This window comes from Algivirga pacifica (genome assembly GCF_039543525.1).
Lineage (GTDB): Bacteria > Bacteroidota > Bacteroidia > Cytophagales > Flammeovirgaceae > Algivirga > Algivirga pacifica.
On the sequence record NZ_BAABJX010000048.1, the window covers coordinates 41,473 to 64,855 of the forward strand.

Sequence of the window (23,383 nt, forward strand, 5' to 3'; positions counted from 1 at the left end):
GTCCATAACGTATTGTGGTAATGAGAAGCACTTTTAAATTAATCATGTTAATGGCATCCATTTATGGATTATCATTAATAATTCGCTTAGGTTCTGCCATCTATTTTGAAGATACTGATACAGTATTGATAGAAAGCTATAAACTGAAAAATACGATTACCTTAGTTAGAAAACGATCTCATGAAAAAGAAGAGTTGGGCTTTACCTACAATCAAGACTCAACAAAATTTGCTAAAATGATTGTTAGAATACCTTTAAAGGGAGCGAATGACTATCTTTGTAAAGTCTTTTTGAAAGAGCAGAAACCTCATATTATTTTTTATTATGGTTATTGGGAGAAGATAGATAATTCATCTTCTGCTGAAGTAAAGTATGCTCATAATTGGAGTAAATTTAATTCAATAGACTCTTTAGAAGAAGTTCAAAATGTGATTACCTTGGAAGGGGCTGGGTTTTAAGAGTCTACTAGACCACTTTTTTATTTAATGTATCCATCACCAACCTTCACTTTCCAATCATGCCAACCGAGCGTGGACGCTCGGAGAAAACGCTTGTAGGTCTTATCATTACATGACGTGGCAGACCTTAAGACCAGTAAAGTTTATTTTTTCGTAGGGAATAACAGTAAAAATGACAAATAAAGATGAGAACAAACCGAATTGTTGACACAAAACATTTACCTGCTTTTTTTATCATATTTTTTATGATCATACTTTTGGCTTCTGTTTCATCATCAGATTCTTCCTTTTACGCAAAAGGAAAGAAGTATCTAAATAGTGATAAAGCTATCAGTAATAAGTATGGAAATGTTCATAATATCATGGGTGAGAATATTTCAGAAAAGAGTAATTCTCTTGAAACAAGTGTCGGGTTTAGCTTTAATAGTAGTAATACTCATCGTACTATATACGCAATACTTTATTTTGAAAGAGAGAATCTACAATCAGAATGGTATGTTTCTTCTTTTGAAGAAGTCAGACACTGGAGTGAACGACGTTATTGATGCACTTTCCACACACAGGGAGCAAGTACATAACTTTCAAATGATTTGTAAATATAGAGGGGACTCTAATGAAGAAGCTATTTATTAAGTGTTTTGTTAATTTCATAGAATTTGAAGACACTCTTTCCTTCTTTAAGAAGAGAAATTTTAAAAGGAAGGTAGATGCAGCAATATATTCATTCTCCTTATCCTTGAGTGCAAACATATTTTCTATTTTATTTATACTTTGCATTTTCCCAAACATAAACGAAATAAAAGCTCTATTTGGGATAAAAGGGGGAGTTACTATTCTTGTTTTATCATTTGTAATTCTATCAACAATTATTGAAAAATGGTTGTCTACTCAGCTAACAGAAAAGGCTGAAGGTTATTATAATATATATCACCTGAAGGGCGCAAAGGGTTGGTTATCTTTTATATACTACACAATTAGTTATTTTACCCCACTTTCTATTGCAATACTTTTTAGGGACACATACTTATAAACCAAAAATATATAGTAGTTAAGACTAATACCTCGCTCGCACACAGTATGTCTGCATAGGTGATGTCAATGGAAGGCTAGTTACGTTTACTAGCCTTCTATTTTTGTAAATAATCCGGAATGAAATCTTGAAAATTGGGCGGTGTGGTATTTTTGTGCGAGGAGATTATTTATCAAAACCCCAACGGGGTGACATCACATAGGGGCGGATTTTAATCCGTCACTATACGGAATATGACAATTTTTTATTCGATCTACCAATCCATGACCAACCTTCACTTTTCAATCATGCCAACCGAGCGTGGACGCTCGGAGAAAACGCTTGTAGGTCTTAGGGAGGACCCTAAGACCAGTATAGGACCAGTGTAGGGGGGCTGGAGCCTAATACCCGTATAGAACCAGCATAGAATAACATCACATAGTGATTCTTTAGAGTGTACAACTACTGCACTGATACAGGATTCTTATCCTCATCAATTGCGACAAAAGTAAACTCTCCAGTGATGGCTTTTTCCCTTTCATAAGAATACATCTGTTCGATATAGATATCGACACTTACTTTCAAGCTAGTATTACCTATATGTACTACTTTCCCAACCAACTCCACGATCGTACCGGCAGGAATTGGTTTCTTGAAATCAATCCGATCACTACTTACGGTTACCATCCTTTGCCTACTAAATCTTGTCGCTGTGATAAAAGCCACTTCATCCATCATGTGCATGGCTGTTCCTCCAAAAAGGGTATCATAATGATTGGTCGTATTAGGGAATACCGCTTTAAAAATTCTGGTTTCAGAAGTTATTAGACGCTCTTCAACGGAAGGATGTTTTGTTGTTATTAGTTCACTCATCGTTATAATCGAATTATTTTAACCATAAAAGCCTATTTATTGAAGGTAAAATAATAAAATTGCGCTATAAAATACTATTTCACAACTTTGGAAATGCATGAATAATGATCCATAGCACCCAATTTTTGACCATTTTATCCTTGTAATGACAAATACTAGCGGTCTATAATTCTTTCGTCTTTATCTTTGCTTTTCGCACGCATTTATTCTTTATTGTCACGGAAATAATCCTATAAAATCTAAGTGAAAGATTACCAATCATCTACATTTGGATAGCCAAAAGCATATGAAGAAAACAACCAAACAGAAGGAGAAGTTATTGATCGGAAGTACCGATCATGTGGACTTACCAAGCTTTGATCTTGCTGATATTCCCTGTAAAATTGACACAGGAGCTGAGACTTCAGCAATTCATTGTCATAGGGTAAAACTAGTGGAGAAAGATGGAGAGGAATTTATCTGCTTTCAATTATTAGACCCTAGCCACAAACAATACAATGGAAAGGAGTTTCGTACGAATAAGTTTGAAGAAAGAAAGGTCCGAAGTTCTTCCGGCGTTGCGGATTATCGATACGTCATTACCACTGAAGTAGAATTATTTGGTCAGCGATTTGAAACAGAGTTTACCTTGGCTGATCGGGAAAAGATGAAGTTCCCTATTCTATTAGGAAAACGATTACTCAAGAAGAATTTCCTCGTAGACGTATCCAAGAATAATTTATCATTCAAGAAAAAGCAAACAGAAACATCCTTATGAAAATTGCAGTCTTATCCAGAGGAAAAGAACTTTATTCCACTAAAAGACTACTTGAAGCTATAGAAGCTGCTGGTCACGAAGCCGTACTAATCGACCACACCAGAAGCTATATGGTCATTGAGAGTGGGGACCCTCAGGTCCATGTTGGGAAAGAATTGATTGATAGTGTAGACGCTATCATTCCAAGAGTTGGTGCTTCCGTTACCTTTTATGGTAGTGCGATGGTTCGACAGTTTGAGATGGCTAAAGTATTTACGACCCTAAGCTCCTTGGCACTCGTACGTTCCAGAGATAAACTCAGAAGTATGCAAATTTTGGCCAAGCATGGTATTGGCATTCCAAAAACGGCTTTTGCCAAGCACCCGAGTGATATCCAGAGCTTGATTGAGCATGTAGGTGGAGTTCCGTTGATCATCAAACTTATTGAAGGTACACAAGGACTGGGCGTTGTACTAGCTGAAACCAAGAGTGCGGCCAAATCCGTAATGGAAGCATTCTATGGCTTACAAGCCAATATCATTGTACAAGAGTTTATCAAAGAAGCCAAGGGGGCTGATCTAAGAGCTTTTGTCGTAGGAAATGAGGTTGTAGGAGCCATGAAACGTCAAGGTGGTGAAGGGGAATTCCGTTCCAACATTCACCGTGGTGGAAAAGGTGAAATCGTCAAGCTAACTCGCGCCGAAAAATCAGCCGCAGTAAAAGCCGCTAAAGCATTGGGCTTATCTATCGCTGGAGTAGACATGCTCCGTGCTGAAAGAGGACCATTGGTTATTGAAGTCAATTCTTCTCCCGGACTGGAAGGTATCGAAACTGTTACAGGTATTGATATTGCTGGAAAAATCGTCAAGTTTATTGAAGATAACATTCATAAAGACGACCGTAGCAAAAAGGATAAGGTTGGCGCCTAAAAGGTTAGTAAGTTTGCGGTTTCCCGCAAACTTACTTTATACTACTGTATATTGACTGCTTCCTGTAACAATGTTTCTACCTGAGGGATTGATGGTTCCCCATAATAAAGCTGTAAGTATAAATAGGTCAGTTGCAAGTATTTCTCTTGTCCCTTCAACCAGCTACAATAATCTACCATCGCCTTTATTTCATGAATCACCCTTTCCTTTTCTACAAAAGACAGATAGAGTTTCGTCACATTAGTCACCTTATTGGTCGTCAGGTCGATGTACTTCAAGGTCATATTTAAAGCCTCTTCCGGACGAATAACTTCTCCTCTTACGGTTAAAATATTAGAATTCAATAGCAGGTTTTCTCCATCATACTGTAAATCTTTATGAATCTTCTGTCCACGATAAGTGTAGGTAATAAAGAATATAGAGAAGTCTGTACTTTCAAAACCTGGCCATAGTAAGGGTACTGACAGCTCTCCAAAAACAGCTTTTCGATGAGGCTGTAAGCTTGTTCCTCTTCCTGTCAGGTCTTCCATCATATCGTTTTCAGGTAAGGGATCACCTGAAACCTGTCGAAGTACTCCATCAGTTTTACAGCTGAGGGTAACTTTTTCATTTTCGAAGTTAGAGGATAACGCTGAGAGCAATACCATATGACCATTATCGGCAATCGCTATCAACTTTTCATTGGGTGAAAAAAAAGACACTGCTGTTGTTAGATATAACTGTGTCCCTCTATGTATAATCCTTTCTCCAATTTTTGGTTCTCCTTCTACATTAAGGACAGTAAATAATTGTGCATAGGTATCCTTTGATGGCATACCTATCACTATGAATAGAGCTAATAAACGTACGTAGTACATAACAGTATTTGAGTTATCGTTTTTGGTTATCCAAATTGGGTGCTGAAAAATTCATTTCACTTTCAAAACGACTCACGTACCATTCTAGTATAAAGGATCGAAAATAGCTCAAAAAAAAAGGGAAACAATCTCAAAAGATCCTTTCCTTTTTAGTCTTTATATATTGGTCGCTCTTCGTCCCAACTCCGTACATAACGCTTCAAAAAACTGTTGATTTCTAAAGTGAGCTCCTTTCTCAATTTCCTCATTGTATAACTTTAATAAGTCCTCTATCCCTTTAGAAGCCAATAATACCTGAATATGGTTTTGTGTATGTTTTTGTATTGCTGTCATGATTCTAACGGTTCGTTTATTGCTATGTGATGAAACAAAAGTATTCAAAACCAATGCATTCACCAATTCGCAAAACTCGTAACAACGCTCAAAAGCTACATAAGAAGAGAATGTATTTACACCTACTTTTATATCCTTGAAAAAAATAAATAGCTCACTTCTGATTAAAAGAAAAAAATTCTTTCATACCTACAGATATAGGATTTGTTTCATTTTTATGAAAATTATTCTTTGACAAGTAAACGATACCCTTCTCCTCGAATAGTCTGTACAATTACATCTGTTTTTTTCAATCGTTTCCTTAGCTTCGCCATAAATACATCAAGACTTCTCCCATTAAAGAAGGAGTCATCCCCCCACAACTGCATAAGGATCAGCTTACGGCTGACAACCTCTTGCAGATTATCACTCAACATCTTTAACAACTCTGCTTCTCTAGGGGTAAGAGAAATAGTTTCCGTTCCCATTTGCAGTTCCTGAAAGTGATAATTGAAAAGCACATTGCCTAATGTATATGATTTGTCTTGCCCTCCTAACGGTAAGGATTGTCCTTTGTTCCTTGCCAATAATGCATCTACCCTAACCAACAACTCTTCCATACTAAATGGCTTTTTAACATAATCATTCCCCCCTATTTTAAATCCTTTGACTACGTCCTCCGTCATGGTTTTTGCCGTAAGGAAAATAATCGGTATCTGCTGATTCACTGCTCGAATCTCTTTTGCCAGCGTAAAACCATCCTTATCAGGAAGCATGACATCCAGTATACATAAGTCCGGTTGTGCTATAAAAAATGCCTGAGTACCATCTACTCCATTCTCTTTAAGTACCACTTCATACCCTTTACTTTCAAACAACTCTTTCACTAAAAACCCTAAATAAGGGTCATCTTCAACAATCAATAATTTCTTTTTCATCTATTCTTTGTTTCAATAACGGTAAATGAATGGTAAATACACTTCCCTTCCCTACTTCACTATTCACTGTAATCTCTCCCATATGACGCTGTATCACCATGGCCGCATAACTCAAGCCCAGACCAAACCCTTTAACATTATGAATATCTCCTGTAGGAACCCTAAAAAATTTATCGAATACTTGGCCTATATACTCCTTCTCTATACCAATTCCGGTATCCTCCACTGAAATAAGCAATTCATTCTGATGTATGGTTGTACGCACCTTAATCTCAGGCTGCTTCACACTATATTTCAATGCATTATCTAATAAATTACTCATTACATTAGAAAGGTGAATAGCATCTCCATAAACCCAGATAGGTACCCTAACAAACTCCCAAGTCAGGGAACCTCCATACTCTTCTACCTGAATTTTCAACTGAGAAAACACCTCTTCCAACAGTTGATGCATCTCCAAAGGCTCCAGTTGCAACCTAAGGGTCCCCTTTTCGGAAGCTGCTATGTTCAATACTTTTTGCACCATCACTCCAAGTCGTTTATTTTCCTTTTGTGCCATCTCTAAGTATTGCACTGTCTTTTGATCATCTTTTCGAATATCAAACTTCAATAAGGCTTCCAAGGCTAATGAAACTGTTGCAATAGGCGTTTTAAACTCGTGTGTCAAATTATTAATAAAGTCCCGTCGCATCTCCGATACTTTCTTTTGACTGAAAATTAACCGCAGTGCATATAGTAAACTAAACACCGTACAGAAGGTCAGGGTGGTCGCTCCTGCTACACTTCCCAGCATTCTTTCCAATGCAATTTGTTGCTTTCCCGGTATCAGAACCGTCAACTTATTAGGAAGTCCAACCGTTTGTGCACTCAGGGCATATTCAAATTGCTCCCCTTCAAAATCTTCTAAAGGAAAAGTCGTCGATAACACCAATCCCCCCTTATGGGCATCATAATACGTATAAGCAAAAGATGTAATACCTATTTTCTCCATCTCCTGACGAAGGAGAGTATCTACTTTCGTATGCCAGGCCCTTCCTGCTAATCGCTCTATCTTAATCTGAGGAAGAAGCTCTCCTCCCTCTACGCTTTTTTTCTTTCCTAACAAGTAAGGCTTTACAACATATTCTAGCTCCCCATCTATAGTTGTCAGTAATGTAATCGCAGACTCCCCCATGGCCTGTTCTGTAGCTATAGTTACCGCACCTCCAATCTCTCGTTCCAACTGTGACTGAATTGATCGATAATGCTGCAAAAGCCAGTGAGCCTGAAATAGGAAGGTTCCTAACAAGGTGATGCATGTTAGCAACAAGAGTATGTAGATCTTTTGCTTCATCTATTCTTGTAAATTAATTGCTTATTAGGTAAAGCTGAATCCTCAACTATCATATTAGCAGCTAGCGCTGTTGAATCGTTGAATCGTTGAATTGAGCTTCGCTCGTTGATTCGAGTTGAACTGTTGATTGATATAGGATACTCATACAACATATCAACTCGAATCAACTCACCGAAGGTGAAATTCAACGATTCAACGATTCAACAGCGCTGATGGTTATGGACTCATAACTTATCCCAAGATACAGCCCTTCCATCAATTGTAAATAAGTCTTAACCTTAGTTAACCTTGTTTAACCTGCTTTTAACTCATTTTTGATAGGATATAGACTAGATTGCCTCCCATAATCACACGTAATTTTTCATTTACCACAAAAACACAGACGAATATGAGAAACCTTATATTATCGGGAATGCTGCTTTCAGCAATGGTAAGCTGTCAAGGAAATGATGACCTTACTCCCGTACAAAAAGAGAATATCAGCAATATGCGAGTGGCTGTTGCTGATTTTAAAGAGGGAGATGATCAAAACCTTATTTATTTCTTAAACAATGAAACCCTATTCGAAGAGCTAAAGGGAGAAGTAGAAAAGGTTGTCGACATGGATGTCGAGTTTGATGAAGATGGTGTTCGTATAGACTATAAAGCATTGATGAAAAGTGGTGAAGAAGTAACAATGCAAAAAGTATGGACCATGGAGGAATTCAAGACATTAGCCGCTACTGACTTCACAGCATCTTCTGAAGAAGCCCCTCATCATATGATTTGGGTATCTAACAGCGATTCTACTGATGGAGTACACACCCATGAAGAGACTATTGAAATCAAACTGGATGAGACAGAGCAGCAGCATAACAAAATCATCATCATCAAGGAAAATGTTGATGGGGACGCACAACATATCGAAGTGATGAAAGGAATACCGGGAGCTCCAGAAGCACCGGAAGAAGAGGGAGTTATCCTACAAAAGATAAAGGAAAAGTATGGAGAAGACTTCAAGGAGATTTCAGACCTTAGTATTATGATTAAAGACCAAAAAATGGAAGTCAATGCTAAGGTGCTCTTACAAGATGGCAGTGTAAAAGAAGAAACCTTCAGCATGGATAAACCTCATCAGGAACAGAAGAAGAAGTTCAGAATCATCAAGAAGTATGACTAAATAGTTTATCGGTTATTGTTTATCGCTTATCGTTTATTTTTTCATTAAGACTATCTAAGCGATAACCGATAAACTATAACCGAAATTTCATAAAATACCTTGTTATAATCACAAAAATCACCCTTATTGTATAAAAACAACAAGATCAAATAGCCACTATAAAAGTATCTATTATACACTTATTAGCGACTATTATTCTATTCCATAATTCAAATTAACTGGTTATAACATAACTTCTATGAAAGTTACTTTTTGGCAATCACTACTTACAGCAACACTTTTTTTTCTTGTAACAAGTTGCTCTCCATATGAGCAAGACTCATATTTTGTAGAAGAACATCAAGCAATCCAAGATATTATCCCTTTTATTACAGATATGGATCAAATGCTCGTTAATGACACCGAATCAGGTCAGCGAGCAGCCTTGTATATCATTGACTACCTCCACACATCGATTGAGTTAAGATCAGATATCAATAGAAAAGTTCACGAAGGAAATGGTCGCACTTCTTATATAGAAGAAGAAATAAATTTTAGCCCTTTTCTGGAGAAAGATATTTCTTCCCGAAAGTTATCTAGTCCTTTTCAAAACAAGGAAGTAGAAATCAATATAATCACATTAGAAGAACTGCAGAATACCTATGAACACAAGCTATTCCACCCTGTTGTAGGACAGCAGAAAGTATTTGGGGTACTTATCCTTAGCCGTATTGCTTTTAACGAAAATATGGATATTGGCTATTTAAGTTATTCGTTTACTTGTGGTAAAGATTGTGCTTGGTCACAGAATATAGAGATTACGAAAGTGGGCGAACAATGGTATATTTCTAAAATCTATGCTTAATTGATTTTATTTTAGAATAAAAAAGGGGAGCCTAGTCATAGGCTCCCCTTTTTTATGATGTGTATCAATTTATCGTTTCAATAAACGAGATTTCAATCCACCTTTTCCACCTTTGGCAGCTTTACTACCTCCAGTACCACCACCTGTCATGCGGTTAATTTTCTTCATCGTCTTACGCATCTCATTGAACTGCTTCAAAAGGTTGTTTACTTGCTGAACAGACGTTCCTGAACCATTAGCAATTCTTTTCTTACGACGGTTGTCGATAATTTCAGGAGCCGTACGTTCCTGAGGAGTCATAGAGTAAATAATTGCCTCTACTGGCTTAAAGGCATTCTCATCGATCTCTGTATCTTTCACCATCTTGTTCATACCAGGAACCATAGAAATCAGGTCTTTCAAATCACCCATTTTCTTGATATGCTGGATCTGAGATAGCAAGTCATTCAGGTCAAACTGATTCTTACGAAGTTTCTTGTTCAGACGCTGTGCTTCCTGCTCGTCGAATGCCTGTTGTGCCTTTTCTACCAAGGTCACTACGTCACCCATACCAAGGATACGCTGAGCCATACGATCTGGGTGGAATTCCTCCAGCGTATTTTCCAGTTTCTCCCCAAGGGAAATAAACTTGATTGGCTTCTCTACCACACGACGAATCGACAGGGCAGCACCACCACGCGTATCACCATCCAACTTTGTCAGTACAACACCATCAAAGTTTAGACGCTCATTAAAAGTCTTTGCCGTATTCACCGCATCCTGACCTGTCATAGAGTCTACAACGAACAAGGTCTCTGAAGGCTCGATCGTTTGCTTAACCGCTTCGATCTCCTTCATCATTTGCTCGTCAACAGCCAAACGACCCGCTGTATCGACGATCACCATGCTCTTCCCTGTTTTCTTAGCATGTGCAATCGCATTCTGAGCAATCTCTACCGGATTCTTATTTTCTCTCTCGGTATATACTTCTACGCCTGTTTGCTCTCCCAGTGTCTCCAACTGGTCAATAGCGGCAGGACGATAAACGTCACAGGCTACTAGCAATACTTGCTTACCTTGCTTCTTAAGTCGAAGACCTAACTTACCTGTAAAAGTGGTTTTACCAGAACCTTGCAAACCAGCGATCAACACCACAGCAGGCGTTCCTGTTGGACGGAAAGGAGTCATCTCTCCTCCCATTAGATCTGTCAGCTTGTCGCTAACAATCTTAGTGAACATTTGGCCTGGAGAAACGGCAGTCAATACATTAGATCCTAACGCTTCCTCACGAATCTCGTTCGTAATTTGCTTAGCGATCTTAAAGTTTACGTCGGCATCCAATAATGCCTTTCTGATTTCCTTAACCGTTGTAGCAACGTTGATTTCACTAATTCGACCTTCACCCTTCAGGTTCTTGACGGCACGGTCCAGCTTATCACTTAAATTATCAAACATATATGTTGTGACTAAATAATTAGATAATTGACTAATTAACTTTGAGAATATCTTTGGGATTCCCCTCCGTATTTTACCAATATTCAGGAGAAATAAAAGATTTCAACCCTAACTATTGATAAAATGCTACTCTAACGGGTAAAATTATCATGAATAAAAGAGAATTCCAATTAAATAAAGCCACTTCCACCCATCTAAATAAGAAGAAAAGTTAAATTAGTCTTCCAATAATCCAATTGCACCCTTATTTTAGTCCTATGAAACTCGACAAATTTATACTACTCTTACTACTGATGATTGTCTTGGGATACTTTCTTCCCGAGATAGGCACTTACCTTCCATTAGACAGCATTAGTACCTATGGCATTGCTGGTATTTTCTTTTTTTATGGCCTCAAACTTTCTCCTTCTCAGCTTAAGGTCGGTTTAAGTAACTGGAAGCTGCATCTATTGGTACAGACCACAACCTTCTTACTTTTCCCAATACTGGTGCTTCTGTTGTATCCCTGGATGAAAACAGAGGAGTACTTTCCTTATTGGACGGCCTTGTTCTATCTAGCGGCCTTACCTTCCACGGTTTCTTCTTCGGTAGTAATGGTTTCTATCGCCAAGGGAAATGTCCCTGGTGCTATTTTCAACGCCAGTATCTCCGGGCTTATTGGTATGATTGCGACACCACTTTGGATGGCGTTATTTTTAAGTGGAAGTCATGGGGATATGGCCTTTGGAACTATATTCCTAAAGCTCTTTTTACAGGTACTGTTTCCTGTTTTATTGGGATTGGGGCTTCATCGTTATGGCAAAATGTGGGCTGAAAAGTATAAGAATGCCTTAAGGCGTTTTGACAAGGGGATTATTCTAATGATCGTCTACAATAGTTTTAGACGTTCTTTTTCGGAGGGGTTATTTCAGGATATTCCATGGAGTACACTACTTTCTCTGGGAGGTACTGTCATTATACTCTTCTTCTTGGTGATGGGTATCAGCAAATGGTTCAGTCAGCGACTTGGTTTTAGCTTGAGTGACCAGATCACAGCACAATTCTGTGGCTCTAAAAAGTCTTTGGTACATGGAACGGTCTTCTCCAATGTCCTTTTTACAGGAATGCCTTATGCCGGACTCTACCTTGTTCCCATTATGCTCTACCATGCTTTCCAGTTGTTTTATGTCAGCTTACTCGCAGAAAAGTATGGACAAAAAAATAGTGGGAAAGAAGTCTCTTCTCCCACAAAGCCGTAAGTGGTATATACAGTGGCTGCTCATAAAACAAGCGTGTAACTATACTACATTCATGAACCCTTGCGTGACGCAAGGGTCTACAATATCCCTCTTACATAAACAAAACACTCTCGTATACCTTTCTTTCTGACACCTCATCCAATATCCCCAGTTCTCGCATCTCTTTCAATTTATGATAGATAATCTCAATCTCGGAATCAGTTACTTTATACTCTCCCCTTCTTCCATAAAGCGCTTTGGCTGTTAACTTAATACCTTCAAAAGCAACCCACTTTTTCCAGTCACTACTAAACATTGTATTCGACGACATATCCATTCTAGTTTATTGCAGTTAGCTTAAATAATTATAGGATTTTATAAATAATTCCTAATATATTAATTGAATTAATGCTAAAATGCAAATAGAAACCCTGTGAAATCTTATTGAAATAACTGAAAAGCAGGACTTTTCCATAATTCAATATCGCTAGTTACAGGGATGTTTGTATTTTCAGCTTTTCAACATTGGACATACCTAAGAAGTTCCTTAAAAAGTTGAATCGTTGAATTGTTGAATTTCATCTCCGATGAGTTGAATCGAGTTGAACTGTTGATTGAATGAATGTTATTAAATATTTCAACCAACAGTTCAACTCGATTCAACGAGCAAAGCTTAATTCAACGATTCAACGATTCAACAACTGTGTTAATTCAAGATTACTTCCCCAAAGAACTGGGGCTGATGAAAAGATGGTTTGGAGGTATTAATAGGACTCCAGCTTAAATAGTGAGAGGGAGTCAAGGCATCTCCACATTTGTAAAAATTAGCCTTCAATAGTTCACCTTGTTTTAGCTCTTCCTTTTGAATCAACCAAGACGGAATAAAAATGGTAAGATCCCAACGACCTCCCGCTTGATTATCTATAGTCTTTCCTTTGGGTAAAGAGGACAACGTTTCAATAAATGACAGCTCTTGCTCTGTAAAACGTGCTTTTTCATCACGAAGCTTCTTTCCTGCCAGGATATTGCCAATACAATTGAACTCAAAGTTATAATACTCCTCATTTCCTAAAGGAGAAATAAACATCTCCACACAACTATCCTTATAGACTGGTTCATTATAGGATGTATGGACTGCTTTAATATGCTTTTCTTCTACACGATAGTACAGGTATAGCCCTTCCTTACTCCAAGCAATTTGGAAACTCACAAGGGGAGCGTAGGGAAAGTCCTTTCGCCAATTGACTTCCGAAATAGAATGGAATGTCTCTTGAGTAGAAAGGTAACTTTTTACAGCTTCAAGGGTAGAGTACGCTTCTGGTAATTGATTTGCCACTAGTTTTTTCATGCTCATCGTTAATTGGTCTACTTCCTAGTCGATTCTTAAAAATTATATTTACCTTCAATAAGGATATAACCTTTCCTCACAAATAACGTCTTTATGTATTAAATATTCCAGATATAATACAATAATATTCCAGACATAACACGCAATAGAAATCATTATGAATGACAAACCCGTTAAAACAAAAGTTATCTTCAAAGATATTCCTTCTGCTGCCTGGGAGCACCCTGCAGACAGGGCTGCCTTACAAGCATTGAAAAAAATCCCAGGGCTTGATACCTTGATACAAACCCTAATGGGTAAAACAACCGAGCAATCGCTGCGTTTTTCTACATTAGCCTCCGCTGTTAGAGTTAATGAGCGACAGTTTACTCATCTACATAAACTCTATGTGGAGTGTTGTGAGATTTTGGACGTACAACAACGTCCTGAGTTATTTGTTTCTCAGAGCCCTATTCTCAATGCCGGTGCTGTAGGTGTGGATAACCCTTTTATCACCCTTAACTCCAGCATCATCAGTACAATGAGTGATGAAGAGATCAAAGCTATTATAGGTCACGAGCTAGGACATATCATCAGTGGACATGTATTATACAAGACACTTTTGGTATTATTGGTTAATTTCTCTACGATGTTAAGTAGTATTCCATTGAGTGCCGTGGCTGTCAAAGCTATTATTGCCGCCCTAATGGAATGGGATAGAAAAAGCGAATTGAGTGCTGATCGTGCAGGCTTATTGGTCGTGCAAAATCCTGAAGTATCCATCAATCTGCTTATGAAATTTGCCGGAGGAAATCATTTAGACCAAATGAATCTGGGAGAGTTCATTAAGCAAGCAGAGGAATACGAAAATGCAAATAGCGTTGGAGATACTATGCATAAGTTTATGAATACGGTATGGAAAACGCATCCATTCCCTGTATCTCGTCTCAATGAGCTTTTGAAATGGGTACAGAAAGGAGAGTATGACGCTTTATTGAGAGGAGACTATGCCCATGCCAGCAGTGAAGAATGGAAGGATGCTGCAGGAAAAGCAGCCGAAGGCTACAAAGAAGATATCAAAAAAGTAACTGACCCCATTGTAGGACAAGCCCAGGAAACTTTTGGTAAGGCCAAAGACTTCTTAGGAGACTTTTTGAAAAAATGAGAAATGAAGAATGAAGAGTGAAGAATAAAATTCTTCACTCTTCATTAAAAATTAATTGACCAGTCGGATTACTAAATCATCCTGCTCCACCAAAGTCCCTGCCTTAAGGATAATAGAAGCTACTTTTCCTGAAGTAATCGACGTTACCGTCGATTCCATTTTCATGGCTTCAATCACAAACAAAGGCGTATTTTCAGTCACCTCTTGTCCTTCTTTCACCAATACTTCTGCTATCTTCCCTTGCAAAGGAGAACCCACTTCCAATTCATTACTATGATCAGCTTTTGCATGGTTGACTTTAGTAGTGGAAGCATTTTTATCCTTCACCCATACCTGTCGGTTTTTACCGTTCAACGTAAAGGCTACCTGTCTTAAACCATCCTCATTAGGGTCTGTCACATAAATCAACTTAATCAGAATGGTCTTACCCTTTTTCAGCTCGAACTGTATTTCCTGCCCTGGTTGCATCCCATAGAAGAACGTAGTGGTGGGAAGGAAAGACAAGTCCCCAAATAGGTCCAGATGACTCTTATAGTCAGTAAATACCTTAGGATATAGTTGAAATGACAAGAAATCCAGAAAATCAAAATGCTCACCAAACGTTGCCTGAAACTCTTTGAACTCACTGTCAAAATCAATAGGTGTCAGATGTCTGTTCGGACGATCCGTAAAAGGTATTTCCCCTTTTAGAATCATTTCTTGTAGTTCCTTTGGAAAGCCTCCATGCGGTTGTCCCAACTCTCCTCGGAACAAACTCTTCACAGAGTCCGGGAAAGAAAGGTTATTTCCTGTGGTTACAATATCATTTTCCGATAACTGATTGGAGGTCATAAACATCGCAAAATCCCCTACCACTTTGGAGCTTGGCGTTACCTTAACAATATCTCCAAACAGCTGATTCGCTACGGCATAGTTCTTCTTGATTGTATCAAATTGCTCTTCCAACCCTAAGCCTCTCGCCTGTGGACGAAGATTAGAGTACTGTCCGCCCGGAATCTCATGCTCATACACTTCCGCTGAGCCACTCTTCATCTCCGACTCAAATGGATAGTAATACTCCCGAACATCCTCCCAATAATTAGAGAAGGCATTCAGGGATTTCAGGTTCACGGCCCTTTCCCTAGGTTGTCCCTGCATAAAGGCGGCCACTGAATTGAAGTTTGGTTGGGATGTCAATCCTGACATAGCCCCCAAAGCTACATCAATCACATCCACCCCTGCCTCAATCGCCTTCAGATAGGTGGCTGATTGAATAGAAGCGGTATCATGGGTATGCAAATGAATTGGGATGTCAATTACTTTTTTCAGCTCTGTAATCAGCTCCGTTGCCGCATAAGGCTTAAGTAGCCCGGCCATATCCTTGATGGCCAACATATGTGCCCCCTCATCTTCCAATTGTCTTGCCAGGTCCAGATAATACTGTAAAGTATATTTTTGATTATCTGGGTTACTGATATCTCCGGTATAACAGATGGCTGCCTCAGCAATACCTCCCGTTCGTTCCCTAACTGTGCGGATACTGACCTTCATGGCTTCTATCCAGTTTAGAGAATCAAAGATACGGAAGACATCAATACCTGATTCCCAAGACTTCTCTATAAACTTCTCAATAAGGTTATCTGGATAAGCTTTATACCCTACCCCATTGGAGCCTCTAAAGAGCATTTGGAAAAGAATATTCGGAACTGCCTTTCGCAATTCTTTTAATCTGTCCCATGGATTTTCTTTCAAAAAACGAAGGCATACATCAAAGGTAGCCCCTCCCCATACTTCCATAGAGAAAACTTCCGGATGGTTTCTCGCAAAACTCTCCGCTACGGCCAACATATCCTTGGTTCGTACTCTGGTTGCAAGAAGCGACTGATGTCCATCCCTAAACGTGGTATCTGTATAATGAATTTTAGGGTCATCCTTGATCATTTGCACGAAACGTTCCGGCCCCATCTCCAATAACTGATCCCTCGTTCCTTTCGCAATCGGTTGCGAAGTGTCAAACAAAGGAACTTTTGGTGTGCGGAATATCTTAGAGGAATCTACATATTTCACATCAGGGTTACCATTGACAATCACATCAGCAATGTACTTCAAGGTATTTGTTGCGCTATCAAAGATTCTCGGGATTTTAAAGAGTTCCAGATGTTGCTCAATAAACTTCACGGTAGCTTCTCCCTTGACAAAAGTCTCATGGGCAATCACATTTTGCAAGAAGCCGATATTCGTTTTTACTCCCCTTACCCTAAACTCTTTCAGGGTACGCATCATGCGTTTACTGGCTTTCTCCAATGTTTCTCCTCGGGCAGAAATCTTCACCAACATAGAATCAAAGAAAGGAGAGATCTTGGCTCCCGGATAGATATTTCCTTCATCCAAACGGATCCCATACCCACCTGCATTACGGTACTCATGCACACGTCCAAAGTCTGGCTTAAAGTTCGCTTCAGGGTCTTCCGTCGTAATACGACATTGCAATGCTACACCATTACAAGGGATCGCCTCCTGTACAGGAATCCCCACAGTCTCCTCATGAAGTCTCTCTCCTCTTGCAATTAGAATCTGAGATTTCACAATATCCACCCCGGTGATTTCTTCCGTAATCGTATGCTCTACCTGTACCCTTGGGTTGACCTCAATAAAGTAGATATTCTCCTCTTCATCTACCAGAAACTCTACGGTACCTGCATTGTAATAATTAACCTGTTTACAAATCGACAGCGCATAGTCATAAAGCTTTTGTCGGGTCGATTGGGAAAGTGTGGTTGCAGGTGCCACCTCCACTACTTTCTGAAAGCGACGCTGTACCGAGCAATCACGCTCATAAAGGTGAACCATATCTCCGTGCTTATCGGCCAGGATCTGCACCTCAATATGCTTAGGACGCTCAATAAACTTCTCCATAAAAATGGTCGCATCGCCAAATGCCTTAGCGGCTTCCCCACTCGCTTCCTTCAATGCCTGTAGCAAGCTCTTCTCATCACGGATCACTCGCATACCTCTACCTCCTCCACCAGCAGCCGCCTTTAGGATTACCGGATACCCAATACGCTGGGCTTCAGCAGCAGCTACTTCCTCTGATAGATCTACTTTACTATCCTCAATCACAGGAACCTTAGCGAGACGAGCCACTTTTTTCGCAGCAATTTTATCTCCCAGATTATCCATACTCTCCGCAGAAGGTCCTACAAACGTGATTCCTTCTTCCTCGCATCGACGTACAAAAGTGACATTCTCCGAAAGAAATCCATATCCTGGATGGATGGCATCTACTCCCTCCCTTTTGGCCAGTGCAATAATGGTCTCAATATCCAAATAAGGTTTTAGTGCCTCTTCCTCCCCACCAACCTCATAGGCCTCATCTGCCTTGAAACGGTGTACTGAGTAGCGGTCTTCATGCGTGTAAATGGCTACCGTACGGATTCCCAGCTCTGTTGCCGCCCGCATAATACGGATAGCAATCTCGCCACGGTTAGCCACCAATAGTTTTTTAAATTGCATTGTGAATTGTGTTTAAGTTTATCAGTTGTAATTGGTTGTTGTTTATTGCGTATCGCTTATTGTTTATCGGTTATCGCTTATCGTTTATAAATTATGAACAATAAGCGATAAACAATAACCGATAAACCCAAGCTTAATTATATATAATTCCCCCCAATCCATCTAGCAAGAAAGGAACCATAACCACTATATATATCCCAAAGGAAATCCAAAATGCCTTCACCTTCTTTCGTTCCCATAGATACTTAGTCAAAATCAATGGCAGTTGCCACAAGAGTAACAGCCCTGCCTTCTCCATAAACAAAAGGTACCCCCACTCATAAAGCAAGAGCTTACCAGAACCTATTGTTCCCCCTATAAGCAAGAGCATACCTACTCCCAAAAGAGAAGCCCATAATCTACGTTGTGCTATTTCTTTTTTCCAATAATACGCTACCCAAACCAAGGCCCATAGCGTATAGATCAACCAAAAAACCTCCTGATGCCATTTATAGATCAACCATTCTGTCTGTTCCTCCAGTTGTAAAATCGGAATCAATAAGGTCGATAACCCCACCCAAGCGGTTTGCAAGAGAATTCCTATACGTTTTTGCTCATAAAACGAAAGCAATTGCCCTGCCAACATAAAGGTTAAAAAACCTATCAATACATAGATCATCACCCTTTTAATATACAAGGAATCTCCTATACGATGTCTCAGTTTACCCGCAAACATAGCAGAGTACTCCCGGGCCTCTTTTTCCAATCCCTTATTCAGTATACCTAATGACTGCATCCTCTTCATAACACTGCTATTCAACGTCTTCTGATAAATGGCGGATTGCGTAATGACTTTAAAAGCATCAGCAGTAATAACTTTTGCATCAGTGATCGTTTCAGACAACTCCCGGACCTCCAACAACTCTCCTCTCATGTTCATGATATAAACCTTTTCACCGTCTCCCATCAAGATCATATCATACTTATCGCTGATATCCAATAACTTGGATCTTTCCGGGATAGGCAATTGAACACTTCCTAACTGTTTAAGTTCATGATTGAATAATAGTAATGACTGCTCCCCATTATAAACTGCCATAAAGCGATCATCCACTGCCATAGAAACAGCATAGGGACTCTCCCATCCTTCGGGAAGTTTATTTATGGCCAACTGTTGGCCTAACGTATTCCATTTATACAGTTCTCCTTGGTAGAAGGTATAATAATGCCAATCATCCTCTCCATATACCCCCAGTTCTCCTTTTACTTTGGCGTGTATCTGATTCTCACGATCTACAACTAATACCTCCTTATTGAAGTTGTTGCCTAATAAAAAACGCGCATTAGGAGAAACGGATAACCCCTGGAGGTTGCCTTCTACCGCTATCAAACTTTCCCCCTCTACAAAAGTGTTGGTATAGGTTGTATTACCTGTGCCCAATCCTTTTTCGAAAGTTGCCACATAAGCCGCTGCTGTCGTCAGGGCCGCATCCGTCACCTTGTGAGGCAATTGGAGAAGCATGATATCAGGCTTCATATCCATTTTTAAATTGGAGGGAGGAACTTCCCATACATAGATCTGATGAGTTTTCTCAGACATCATTGCCAAGTGCTTACCATCTGGAGAGAACGCTAGAAATGGGTTATATTCTTGTCCTTTATAAGGTATTGTAAAACGTGTACTCAAATGCCCTTTTGTTATATCCCATACCACTACTTCTTTATCCAAGGTAAAAAAGAGGATACGGTTCTCCTTGAAGGATATTTGGAAATTCTTCAGCCTGATTTCTTCTATAGAGAACGTTGAGATTGGCTTGTCTTTTTGCTCCACCGACACTTGTATACCCTTGTCTTTTTGCTGTACAATAACTTTGGTTTGGGCCGTTTGAAGTGTATCTGAGACTTGATCAGGACTCTTATATTTCAATCGCTTGAAATAGGACTCAAAATGTGCTTTCCCGGCTAATTCTCGCTCTTGGGATACTGTTTCCTCCAATAGCTCTCCAGCAAAATTATACTCTGACATCTCACCTTCCTTTCCCAGTAGAAATGTTCCTTCCGGCATATCATAAAACTGATCCATCTCAGGATCAACAGCGTAAGTGTTCTGCGTAAGCTGCTCACCTTCAAGCCCCCATGTTGTCAGGACCAATGTGTTATACAAGTATTGCATGGTAAACAACTTCCCATCAGATGTTGTGAAATAACACCCTCCAAAAGGAAAATCACTCACCAATGTCGTTTTCTTCATAGGCTTGTTTGCCACACGACTAAGGGAGTGTTTAATCTGTTCAGCATAAGGATGATGTTCGGTTTCTTTCTCATAATCTTTCCATACCTCCATGGATAGTGCCGACGAAAGGGCAGGGTCCTTTTCTTCAAGAGCCTCTGCCTTTCGTAAAACCTCTTCCGTAGCCAAGCGTTCAAATTGCTCCATGGACTCCCACCATTGCTTAGCCCCAAAGATGGTCATAAACAATAGGGCCATTACTCCAAAGACCGATAGTTTTCGTAACCATCGTGCCCTGCCCTTTCTCTTTTCTTCCCAGTGCTTACACTCCAAAATATAAGACTCCTGTAAGTCCGTGGGAGCCGGTCGTTTTCCATCTTCCTTTGCCTGAGCAAGCCAATCTATTCCCCGTTGCAGCGCTTCTCCAAGCAATAGATGGTCCACAGTCTGTCCTGCTTCTTCCCACTCCACGGCCTTTCCTTGCCAATACCCATGAGCAGAAACATACTCCTGATCTACACTTAGGGCTCTTAGCAATTCCCCAAAAACCCTGTCAAAATCAATACGGGCATCAATCCACTGAATGGTTTGCAAAGGTTTAGGAAGCTCCGAAGGATCAACCTCTTCCAATAAAAGTGTTAGGATTCTCTTGCCTTGACGCTCAGCATAATGCACCTCATCTAAACAATAGGGACTATGGACCGACTGCTTGGTGATAACAAAAACAAAGTTGTCCGCATCTCGAATACCCTTTTTGATTTCCTGTTCAAAATCTGCTGTGGCCGCTATATTTTCCTGATCAAACCAAGTGGAGCGACCATGATACTGCAATTGCTCATTAAGTTTACGGGTAAAATCACTGTCGCTTCTGGAGTAAGATAAAAATACATCCGTGGATAACTTCCCAGAGTATCGCTCACTTTCACTAATGAATACTTCTTGTAGTTCTAAAGGTTGTTCTCGATCTCTCTTCCTTCCTCTTTGCTGCCATAAAGTAGCATTTTGCAAATTAAACCCTTTGAGCAATACACTTTCATTCTTTCCTTGTCTTTCCCATTTGAGGGCCTGTGTCAGTAAAACCTTATGTTGATACAGGTAATGTCTATCCTCTTGAATCGCTTTTAATACTTGTTCATAACGAAGAGAATTACTCTTTCTAAAGTCAATATAGGTTAATGATTGTAAGACTGTCGGAAGTTGTGATTCCGGAAGTTTCTCAAGCATCAATGGAACCACTTTCTTATTCAAAGAAAGAGCATACTCCAACTCCTGCTTCCAAAATTCTGACTGTATCGTATGTGAAGAGATAAAACAAAGCACCACATTACTTCCTTCAATACCTTCCAAAACGGCTTCCTGATAAGGCACCCCCGTTGCTAAATCTTTGGTATGTACCCAAAACGTAATGAGTTGCTCATAAAACAATCCCTGTACTTCTGCCTCTACTGGGAGATGTTGCTGCTCTGTCGTCACCAGAAAAACATCCGTCAGGCAATTTTCGGCATTCTTTCTAGACTCCGATAAATACTCCTGCAATAAAGTGGTGATATGTATACGTTGGTCTCTTGGAGTAATCAGGAGCTGCTCAGCCTGAGAACGTTCCTTACCGGTCAGCAATAAATGAGGATCCTTTTGCTGTTGCTCCCATTTCAAGGCCTGCTGTAGGAGTTGTGTATGAATCTTAGCCTCCTCTTTGTTTTCTTGTAATACCTGTAGCAGCTTCTCCTTGACAGAAGAAAATGAATCTACCTGCTTCCATTGTAACGGACATTTCCATTGCTGTAAATACTCCGGATCCTTATGCTTTTTCCACTCGTTCTCATAGGTTTGTCGCCATTGCTGATAAGCTTCTGGCTCTCCCTGCTCTTCCCTTGCATAGATCCAGTCCAGAGACTGTAGTTGTTTAATGGCTTGTTCTATCTCCTTTTGCTGCTTTTCATTCCCTTTTGTTTTGGCAGAAGAGATCGCCTTTTCCCAATCCTCTGGCGTAGGCTCAATATGAAGAATAGGAAAAATCCTTTTCCCTAAGGAAATCGCTTTCTGCAATTCCAACAAGCAATACGTAGAGCGGAGTGCGTGGGGTGCGATGATAAATAAAAAATTATCCGCAAAACAAATGCCCTGATCAATACGAAATTGATAATCCTCTCCATGGGGAATATTGACCTTGTCAAACCATACCTGCAATCCTTCTAACCGAAGTTGTTGATGCAAGCGGGCCACAAAAGCCAACGACTCAGCCCTTCCATAAGAAATAAAAACATCTTTATGCAAGGGATTCTCATCCTTGGATGATACAGCAGCTACAGTAGTTTTTAGCATTCTAGTTATTATTGGTTGTTAGTCATTCATGCTCAGCAGCAAGGGAGCATACCCAAAGATAGAATGATTTTTCAAGGTTGCATAACGAGAGAATAATTTGTTTGTATATTTGCGTTAGCTAACAACAACAGAGAATCTGTTTACAGCATATTACCTTGTATTATTGTTATAACCACAACCAGTACGAATGAAAGCGGTTAAGTATTTTTGGGCGATATCCCTACTTGTTTATCTAGGGATCAACTTATTGATTTATCTCTATCTTCCTTCTCAGGTGACCGTATTTGAAAATGCCGACACCTCTATATCAGCAGCCAAAGGAGATTTCTTTTATGCCTCCATGGCTGTATTACTTCTTGTCAATATTTCTTTTACTATCCTGGGTAGCGGAGTCCTTCACATTCCAAAGCAACTTCTTTTGGTTCCTAAAAAAGACTTTTGGTTAAAGAACAAAGAAACTCAGGAAGTCCTTTTGAAAAGAACAAAGGGTTGGGCCAGAGGTATTGCAACCATTATCAATATGCTTTTGCTTACGTTTGTCACTATGATTGCAGCCAAGCATATGGATAACGTTCCTAATGTAGAGGTCATGACCTACATTCTCCCTATCCTTACCATTTTGTGGATAGTATTTTTCTTCTTCCTATTTACGAGCACTAGCAACGTAGAGGAAGACTAAGCATTTTGTTCATAATGTTTAATTGAGCTTCGCTCGTTCATGATGTTTAGTTGTTTTTTTCGTTAGACTAATAAAATTATTTCAACTAAA

21 protein-coding genes are annotated in these 23,383 nt (G+C 39.6%); 11 read left to right on the plus strand and 10 right to left on the minus strand.

What is annotated here, in order from left to right; genetic code table 11:
* Positions 1-20: 20 nt before the first annotated feature.
* The 4 genes from ABD985_RS15780 to ABD985_RS15795 all read left to right on the plus strand — a co-directional run bounded on the left by ABD985_RS15780 (position 21) and on the right by ABD985_RS15795 (position 1,856).
* Positions 21-458, plus strand: a complete 438-nt coding sequence (locus ABD985_RS15780) for a hypothetical protein (RefSeq protein WP_345373379.1) — start codon at positions 21-23, stop codon at positions 456-458.
* Between the two features lie 185 nt (positions 459-643).
* Positions 644-1,003 (plus strand): hypothetical protein, encoded by a 360-nt coding sequence (locus tag ABD985_RS15785; protein ID WP_345373381.1) that lies wholly within the window; start codon positions 644-646, stop codon positions 1,001-1,003.
* Positions 1,004-1,071: 68 nt separating this feature from the next.
* Entirely contained in the window at positions 1,072-1,488 is a 417-nt protein-coding gene (locus ABD985_RS15790; RefSeq protein WP_345373383.1) for a hypothetical protein, read from the plus strand.
* 233 nt (positions 1,489-1,721) lie between these two features.
* Positions 1,722-1,856 (plus strand): hypothetical protein, encoded by a 135-nt coding sequence (locus tag ABD985_RS15795; protein WP_345373385.1) that lies wholly within the window; start codon positions 1,722-1,724, stop codon positions 1,854-1,856.
* 73 nt (positions 1,857-1,929) lie between these two features.
* Here ABD985_RS15795 and ABD985_RS15800 read toward each other — a convergent pair whose 3' ends face one another.
* On the minus strand, positions 1,930-2,340 hold the full coding sequence (locus ABD985_RS15800) for an acyl-CoA thioesterase (protein WP_345373387.1): 411 nt from the start codon (positions 2,338-2,340) through the stop codon (positions 1,930-1,932).
* Positions 2,341-2,626: 286 nt separating this feature from the next.
* Between ABD985_RS15800 and ABD985_RS15805 the strand changes: the two genes are divergently transcribed.
* Both ABD985_RS15805 and rimK read left to right on the plus strand, forming a co-directional pair.
* Entirely contained in the window at positions 2,627-3,097 is a 471-nt protein-coding gene (locus tag ABD985_RS15805; protein WP_345373389.1) for an ATP-dependent zinc protease family protein, read from the plus strand.
* Positions 3,094-4,005: a 30S ribosomal protein S6--L-glutamate ligase gene (rimK, locus tag ABD985_RS15810; protein ID WP_345373391.1), complete on the plus strand. Its 912-nt coding sequence runs from the start codon at positions 3,094-3,096 to the stop codon at positions 4,003-4,005. Before ABD985_RS15805 ends, rimK begins: the two co-directional genes overlap by 4 nt.
* A gap of 41 nt (positions 4,006-4,046) precedes the next feature.
* On the opposite strand, the gene ABD985_RS15815 is transcribed toward rimK, so the two are convergent.
* The 4 genes from ABD985_RS15815 to ABD985_RS15830 all read right to left on the minus strand — a co-directional run bounded on the left by ABD985_RS15815 (position 4,047) and on the right by ABD985_RS15830 (position 7,445).
* Positions 4,047-4,862, minus strand: coding sequence for a hypothetical protein (locus tag ABD985_RS15815; protein ID WP_345373392.1), 816 nt, complete (start codon positions 4,860-4,862; stop codon positions 4,047-4,049).
* Positions 4,863-5,018: 156 nt separating this feature from the next.
* Positions 5,019-5,195 carry a hypothetical protein gene (locus tag ABD985_RS15820; RefSeq protein ID WP_345373394.1) on the minus strand — a complete coding sequence of 59 codons (177 nt, stop codon included), beginning with the start codon at positions 5,193-5,195 and terminating at the stop codon, positions 5,019-5,021.
* A 224-nt stretch (positions 5,196-5,419) separates the two neighbouring features.
* On the minus strand, positions 5,420-6,112 hold the full coding sequence (locus ABD985_RS15825) for a response regulator transcription factor (protein ID WP_345373395.1): 693 nt from the start codon (positions 6,110-6,112) through the stop codon (positions 5,420-5,422).
* The gene (locus ABD985_RS15830; protein WP_345373397.1) at positions 6,087-7,445 is read right to left on the minus strand and encodes a sensor histidine kinase; all 1,359 of its coding nucleotides are present in this window, start codon (positions 7,443-7,445) and stop codon (positions 6,087-6,089) included. Before ABD985_RS15830 ends, ABD985_RS15825 begins: the two co-directional genes overlap by 26 nt.
* Positions 7,446-7,833: 388 nt before the next feature.
* On the opposite strand from ABD985_RS15830, the gene ABD985_RS15835 reads away from it, so the two are divergent.
* Positions 7,834-8,604, plus strand: a complete 771-nt coding sequence (locus ABD985_RS15835; RefSeq protein WP_345373399.1) for a hypothetical protein — start codon at positions 7,834-7,836, stop codon at positions 8,602-8,604.
* 238 nt (positions 8,605-8,842) lie between these two features.
* A complete protein-coding gene (locus ABD985_RS15840) occupies positions 8,843-9,448 on the plus strand; it encodes a hypothetical protein (protein ID WP_345373401.1) in 606 nt (201 codons plus the stop codon).
* Between the two features lie 69 nt (positions 9,449-9,517).
* Here the strand turns inward: ABD985_RS15840 and ffh are convergent, their stop codons facing one another.
* Complete coding sequence (ffh, locus tag ABD985_RS15845; RefSeq protein ID WP_345373403.1) at positions 9,518-10,882, minus strand: signal recognition particle protein; 1,365 nt, start codon at positions 10,880-10,882, stop codon at positions 9,518-9,520.
* A gap of 257 nt (positions 10,883-11,139) precedes the next feature.
* Between ffh and ABD985_RS15850 the strand changes: the two genes are divergently transcribed.
* Positions 11,140-12,120, plus strand: coding sequence for a bile acid:sodium symporter family protein (locus ABD985_RS15850; protein ID WP_345373405.1), 981 nt, complete (start codon positions 11,140-11,142; stop codon positions 12,118-12,120).
* Positions 12,121-12,211: 91 nt separating this feature from the next.
* Here ABD985_RS15850 and ABD985_RS15855 read toward each other — a convergent pair whose 3' ends face one another.
* Positions 12,212-12,430 (minus strand): hypothetical protein, encoded by a 219-nt coding sequence (locus ABD985_RS15855; RefSeq protein WP_345373406.1) that lies wholly within the window; start codon positions 12,428-12,430, stop codon positions 12,212-12,214.
* A gap of 375 nt (positions 12,431-12,805) precedes the next feature.
* A complete protein-coding gene (locus ABD985_RS15860; RefSeq protein WP_345373408.1) occupies positions 12,806-13,453 on the minus strand; it encodes a carbohydrate-binding family 9-like protein in 648 nt (215 codons plus the stop codon).
* A 151-nt stretch (positions 13,454-13,604) separates the two neighbouring features.
* Here ABD985_RS15860 and ABD985_RS15865 point away from each other — a divergent pair, with 151 nt between their 5' ends.
* Positions 13,605-14,591, plus strand: a complete 987-nt coding sequence (locus ABD985_RS15865) for a M48 family metallopeptidase (protein WP_345373410.1) — start codon at positions 13,605-13,607, stop codon at positions 14,589-14,591.
* Positions 14,592-14,642: 51 nt separating this feature from the next.
* Here ABD985_RS15865 and ABD985_RS15870 read toward each other — a convergent pair whose 3' ends face one another.
* Complete coding sequence (locus tag ABD985_RS15870) at positions 14,643-18,083, minus strand: pyruvate carboxylase (protein ID WP_345373412.1); 3,441 nt, start codon at positions 18,081-18,083, stop codon at positions 14,643-14,645.
* 133 nt (positions 18,084-18,216) lie between these two features.
* Positions 18,217-22,614, minus strand: a complete 4,398-nt coding sequence (locus tag ABD985_RS15875) for a TIR domain-containing protein (protein WP_345373414.1) — start codon at positions 22,612-22,614, stop codon at positions 18,217-18,219.
* Between the two features lie 187 nt (positions 22,615-22,801).
* Between ABD985_RS15875 and ABD985_RS15880 the strand changes: the two genes are divergently transcribed.
* Positions 22,802-23,293, plus strand: coding sequence for a hypothetical protein (locus tag ABD985_RS15880; RefSeq protein WP_345373416.1), 492 nt, complete (start codon positions 22,802-22,804; stop codon positions 23,291-23,293).
* Positions 23,294-23,383 lie beyond the last annotated feature (90 nt).

Bases quoted from the DNA above. Each gene is read 5' to 3' on its own strand.
- ABD985_RS15780 (WP_345373379.1), top strand. From the start codon at position 21: ATGAGAAGCACTTTTAAATTAATCATGTTAATGGCATCCATTTATGGA.
- ABD985_RS15785 (WP_345373381.1), top strand. From the start codon at position 644: ATGAGAACAAACCGAATTGTTGACACAAAACATTTACCTGCTTTTTTT.
- ABD985_RS15790 (WP_345373383.1), top strand. From the start codon at position 1,072: ATGAAGAAGCTATTTATTAAGTGTTTTGTTAATTTCATAGAATTTGAA.
- ABD985_RS15795 (WP_345373385.1), top strand. From the start codon at position 1,722: ATGACAATTTTTTATTCGATCTACCAATCCATGACCAACCTTCACTTT.
- ABD985_RS15800 (WP_345373387.1), bottom strand. From the start codon at position 2,340: ATGAGTGAACTAATAACAACAAAACATCCTTCCGTTGAAGAGCGTCTA.
- ABD985_RS15805 (WP_345373389.1), top strand. From the start codon at position 2,627: ATGAAGAAAACAACCAAACAGAAGGAGAAGTTATTGATCGGAAGTACC.
- rimK (WP_345373391.1), top strand. From the start codon at position 3,094: ATGAAAATTGCAGTCTTATCCAGAGGAAAAGAACTTTATTCCACTAAA.
- ABD985_RS15815 (WP_345373392.1), bottom strand. From the start codon at position 4,862: ATGTACTACGTACGTTTATTAGCTCTATTCATAGTGATAGGTATGCCA.
- ABD985_RS15820 (WP_345373394.1), bottom strand. From the start codon at position 5,195: ATGACAGCAATACAAAAACATACACAAAACCATATTCAGGTATTATTG.
- ABD985_RS15825 (WP_345373395.1), bottom strand. From the start codon at position 6,112: ATGAAAAAGAAATTATTGATTGTTGAAGATGACCCTTATTTAGGGTTT.
- ABD985_RS15830 (WP_345373397.1), bottom strand. From the start codon at position 7,445: ATGAAGCAAAAGATCTACATACTCTTGTTGCTAACATGCATCACCTTG.
- ABD985_RS15835 (WP_345373399.1), top strand. From the start codon at position 7,834: ATGAGAAACCTTATATTATCGGGAATGCTGCTTTCAGCAATGGTAAGC.
- ABD985_RS15840 (WP_345373401.1), top strand. From the start codon at position 8,843: ATGAAAGTTACTTTTTGGCAATCACTACTTACAGCAACACTTTTTTTT.
- ffh (WP_345373403.1), bottom strand. From the start codon at position 10,882: ATGTTTGATAATTTAAGTGATAAGCTGGACCGTGCCGTCAAGAACCTG.
- ABD985_RS15850 (WP_345373405.1), top strand. From the start codon at position 11,140: ATGAAACTCGACAAATTTATACTACTCTTACTACTGATGATTGTCTTG.
- ABD985_RS15855 (WP_345373406.1), bottom strand. From the start codon at position 12,430: ATGTCGTCGAATACAATGTTTAGTAGTGACTGGAAAAAGTGGGTTGCT.
- ABD985_RS15860 (WP_345373408.1), bottom strand. From the start codon at position 13,453: ATGAGCATGAAAAAACTAGTGGCAAATCAATTACCAGAAGCGTACTCT.
- ABD985_RS15865 (WP_345373410.1), top strand. From the start codon at position 13,605: ATGAATGACAAACCCGTTAAAACAAAAGTTATCTTCAAAGATATTCCT.
- ABD985_RS15870 (WP_345373412.1), bottom strand. From the start codon at position 18,083: ATGCAATTTAAAAAACTATTGGTGGCTAACCGTGGCGAGATTGCTATC.
- ABD985_RS15875 (WP_345373414.1), bottom strand. From the start codon at position 22,614: ATGCTAAAAACTACTGTAGCTGCTGTATCATCCAAGGATGAGAATCCC.
- ABD985_RS15880 (WP_345373416.1), top strand. From the start codon at position 22,802: ATGAAAGCGGTTAAGTATTTTTGGGCGATATCCCTACTTGTTTATCTA.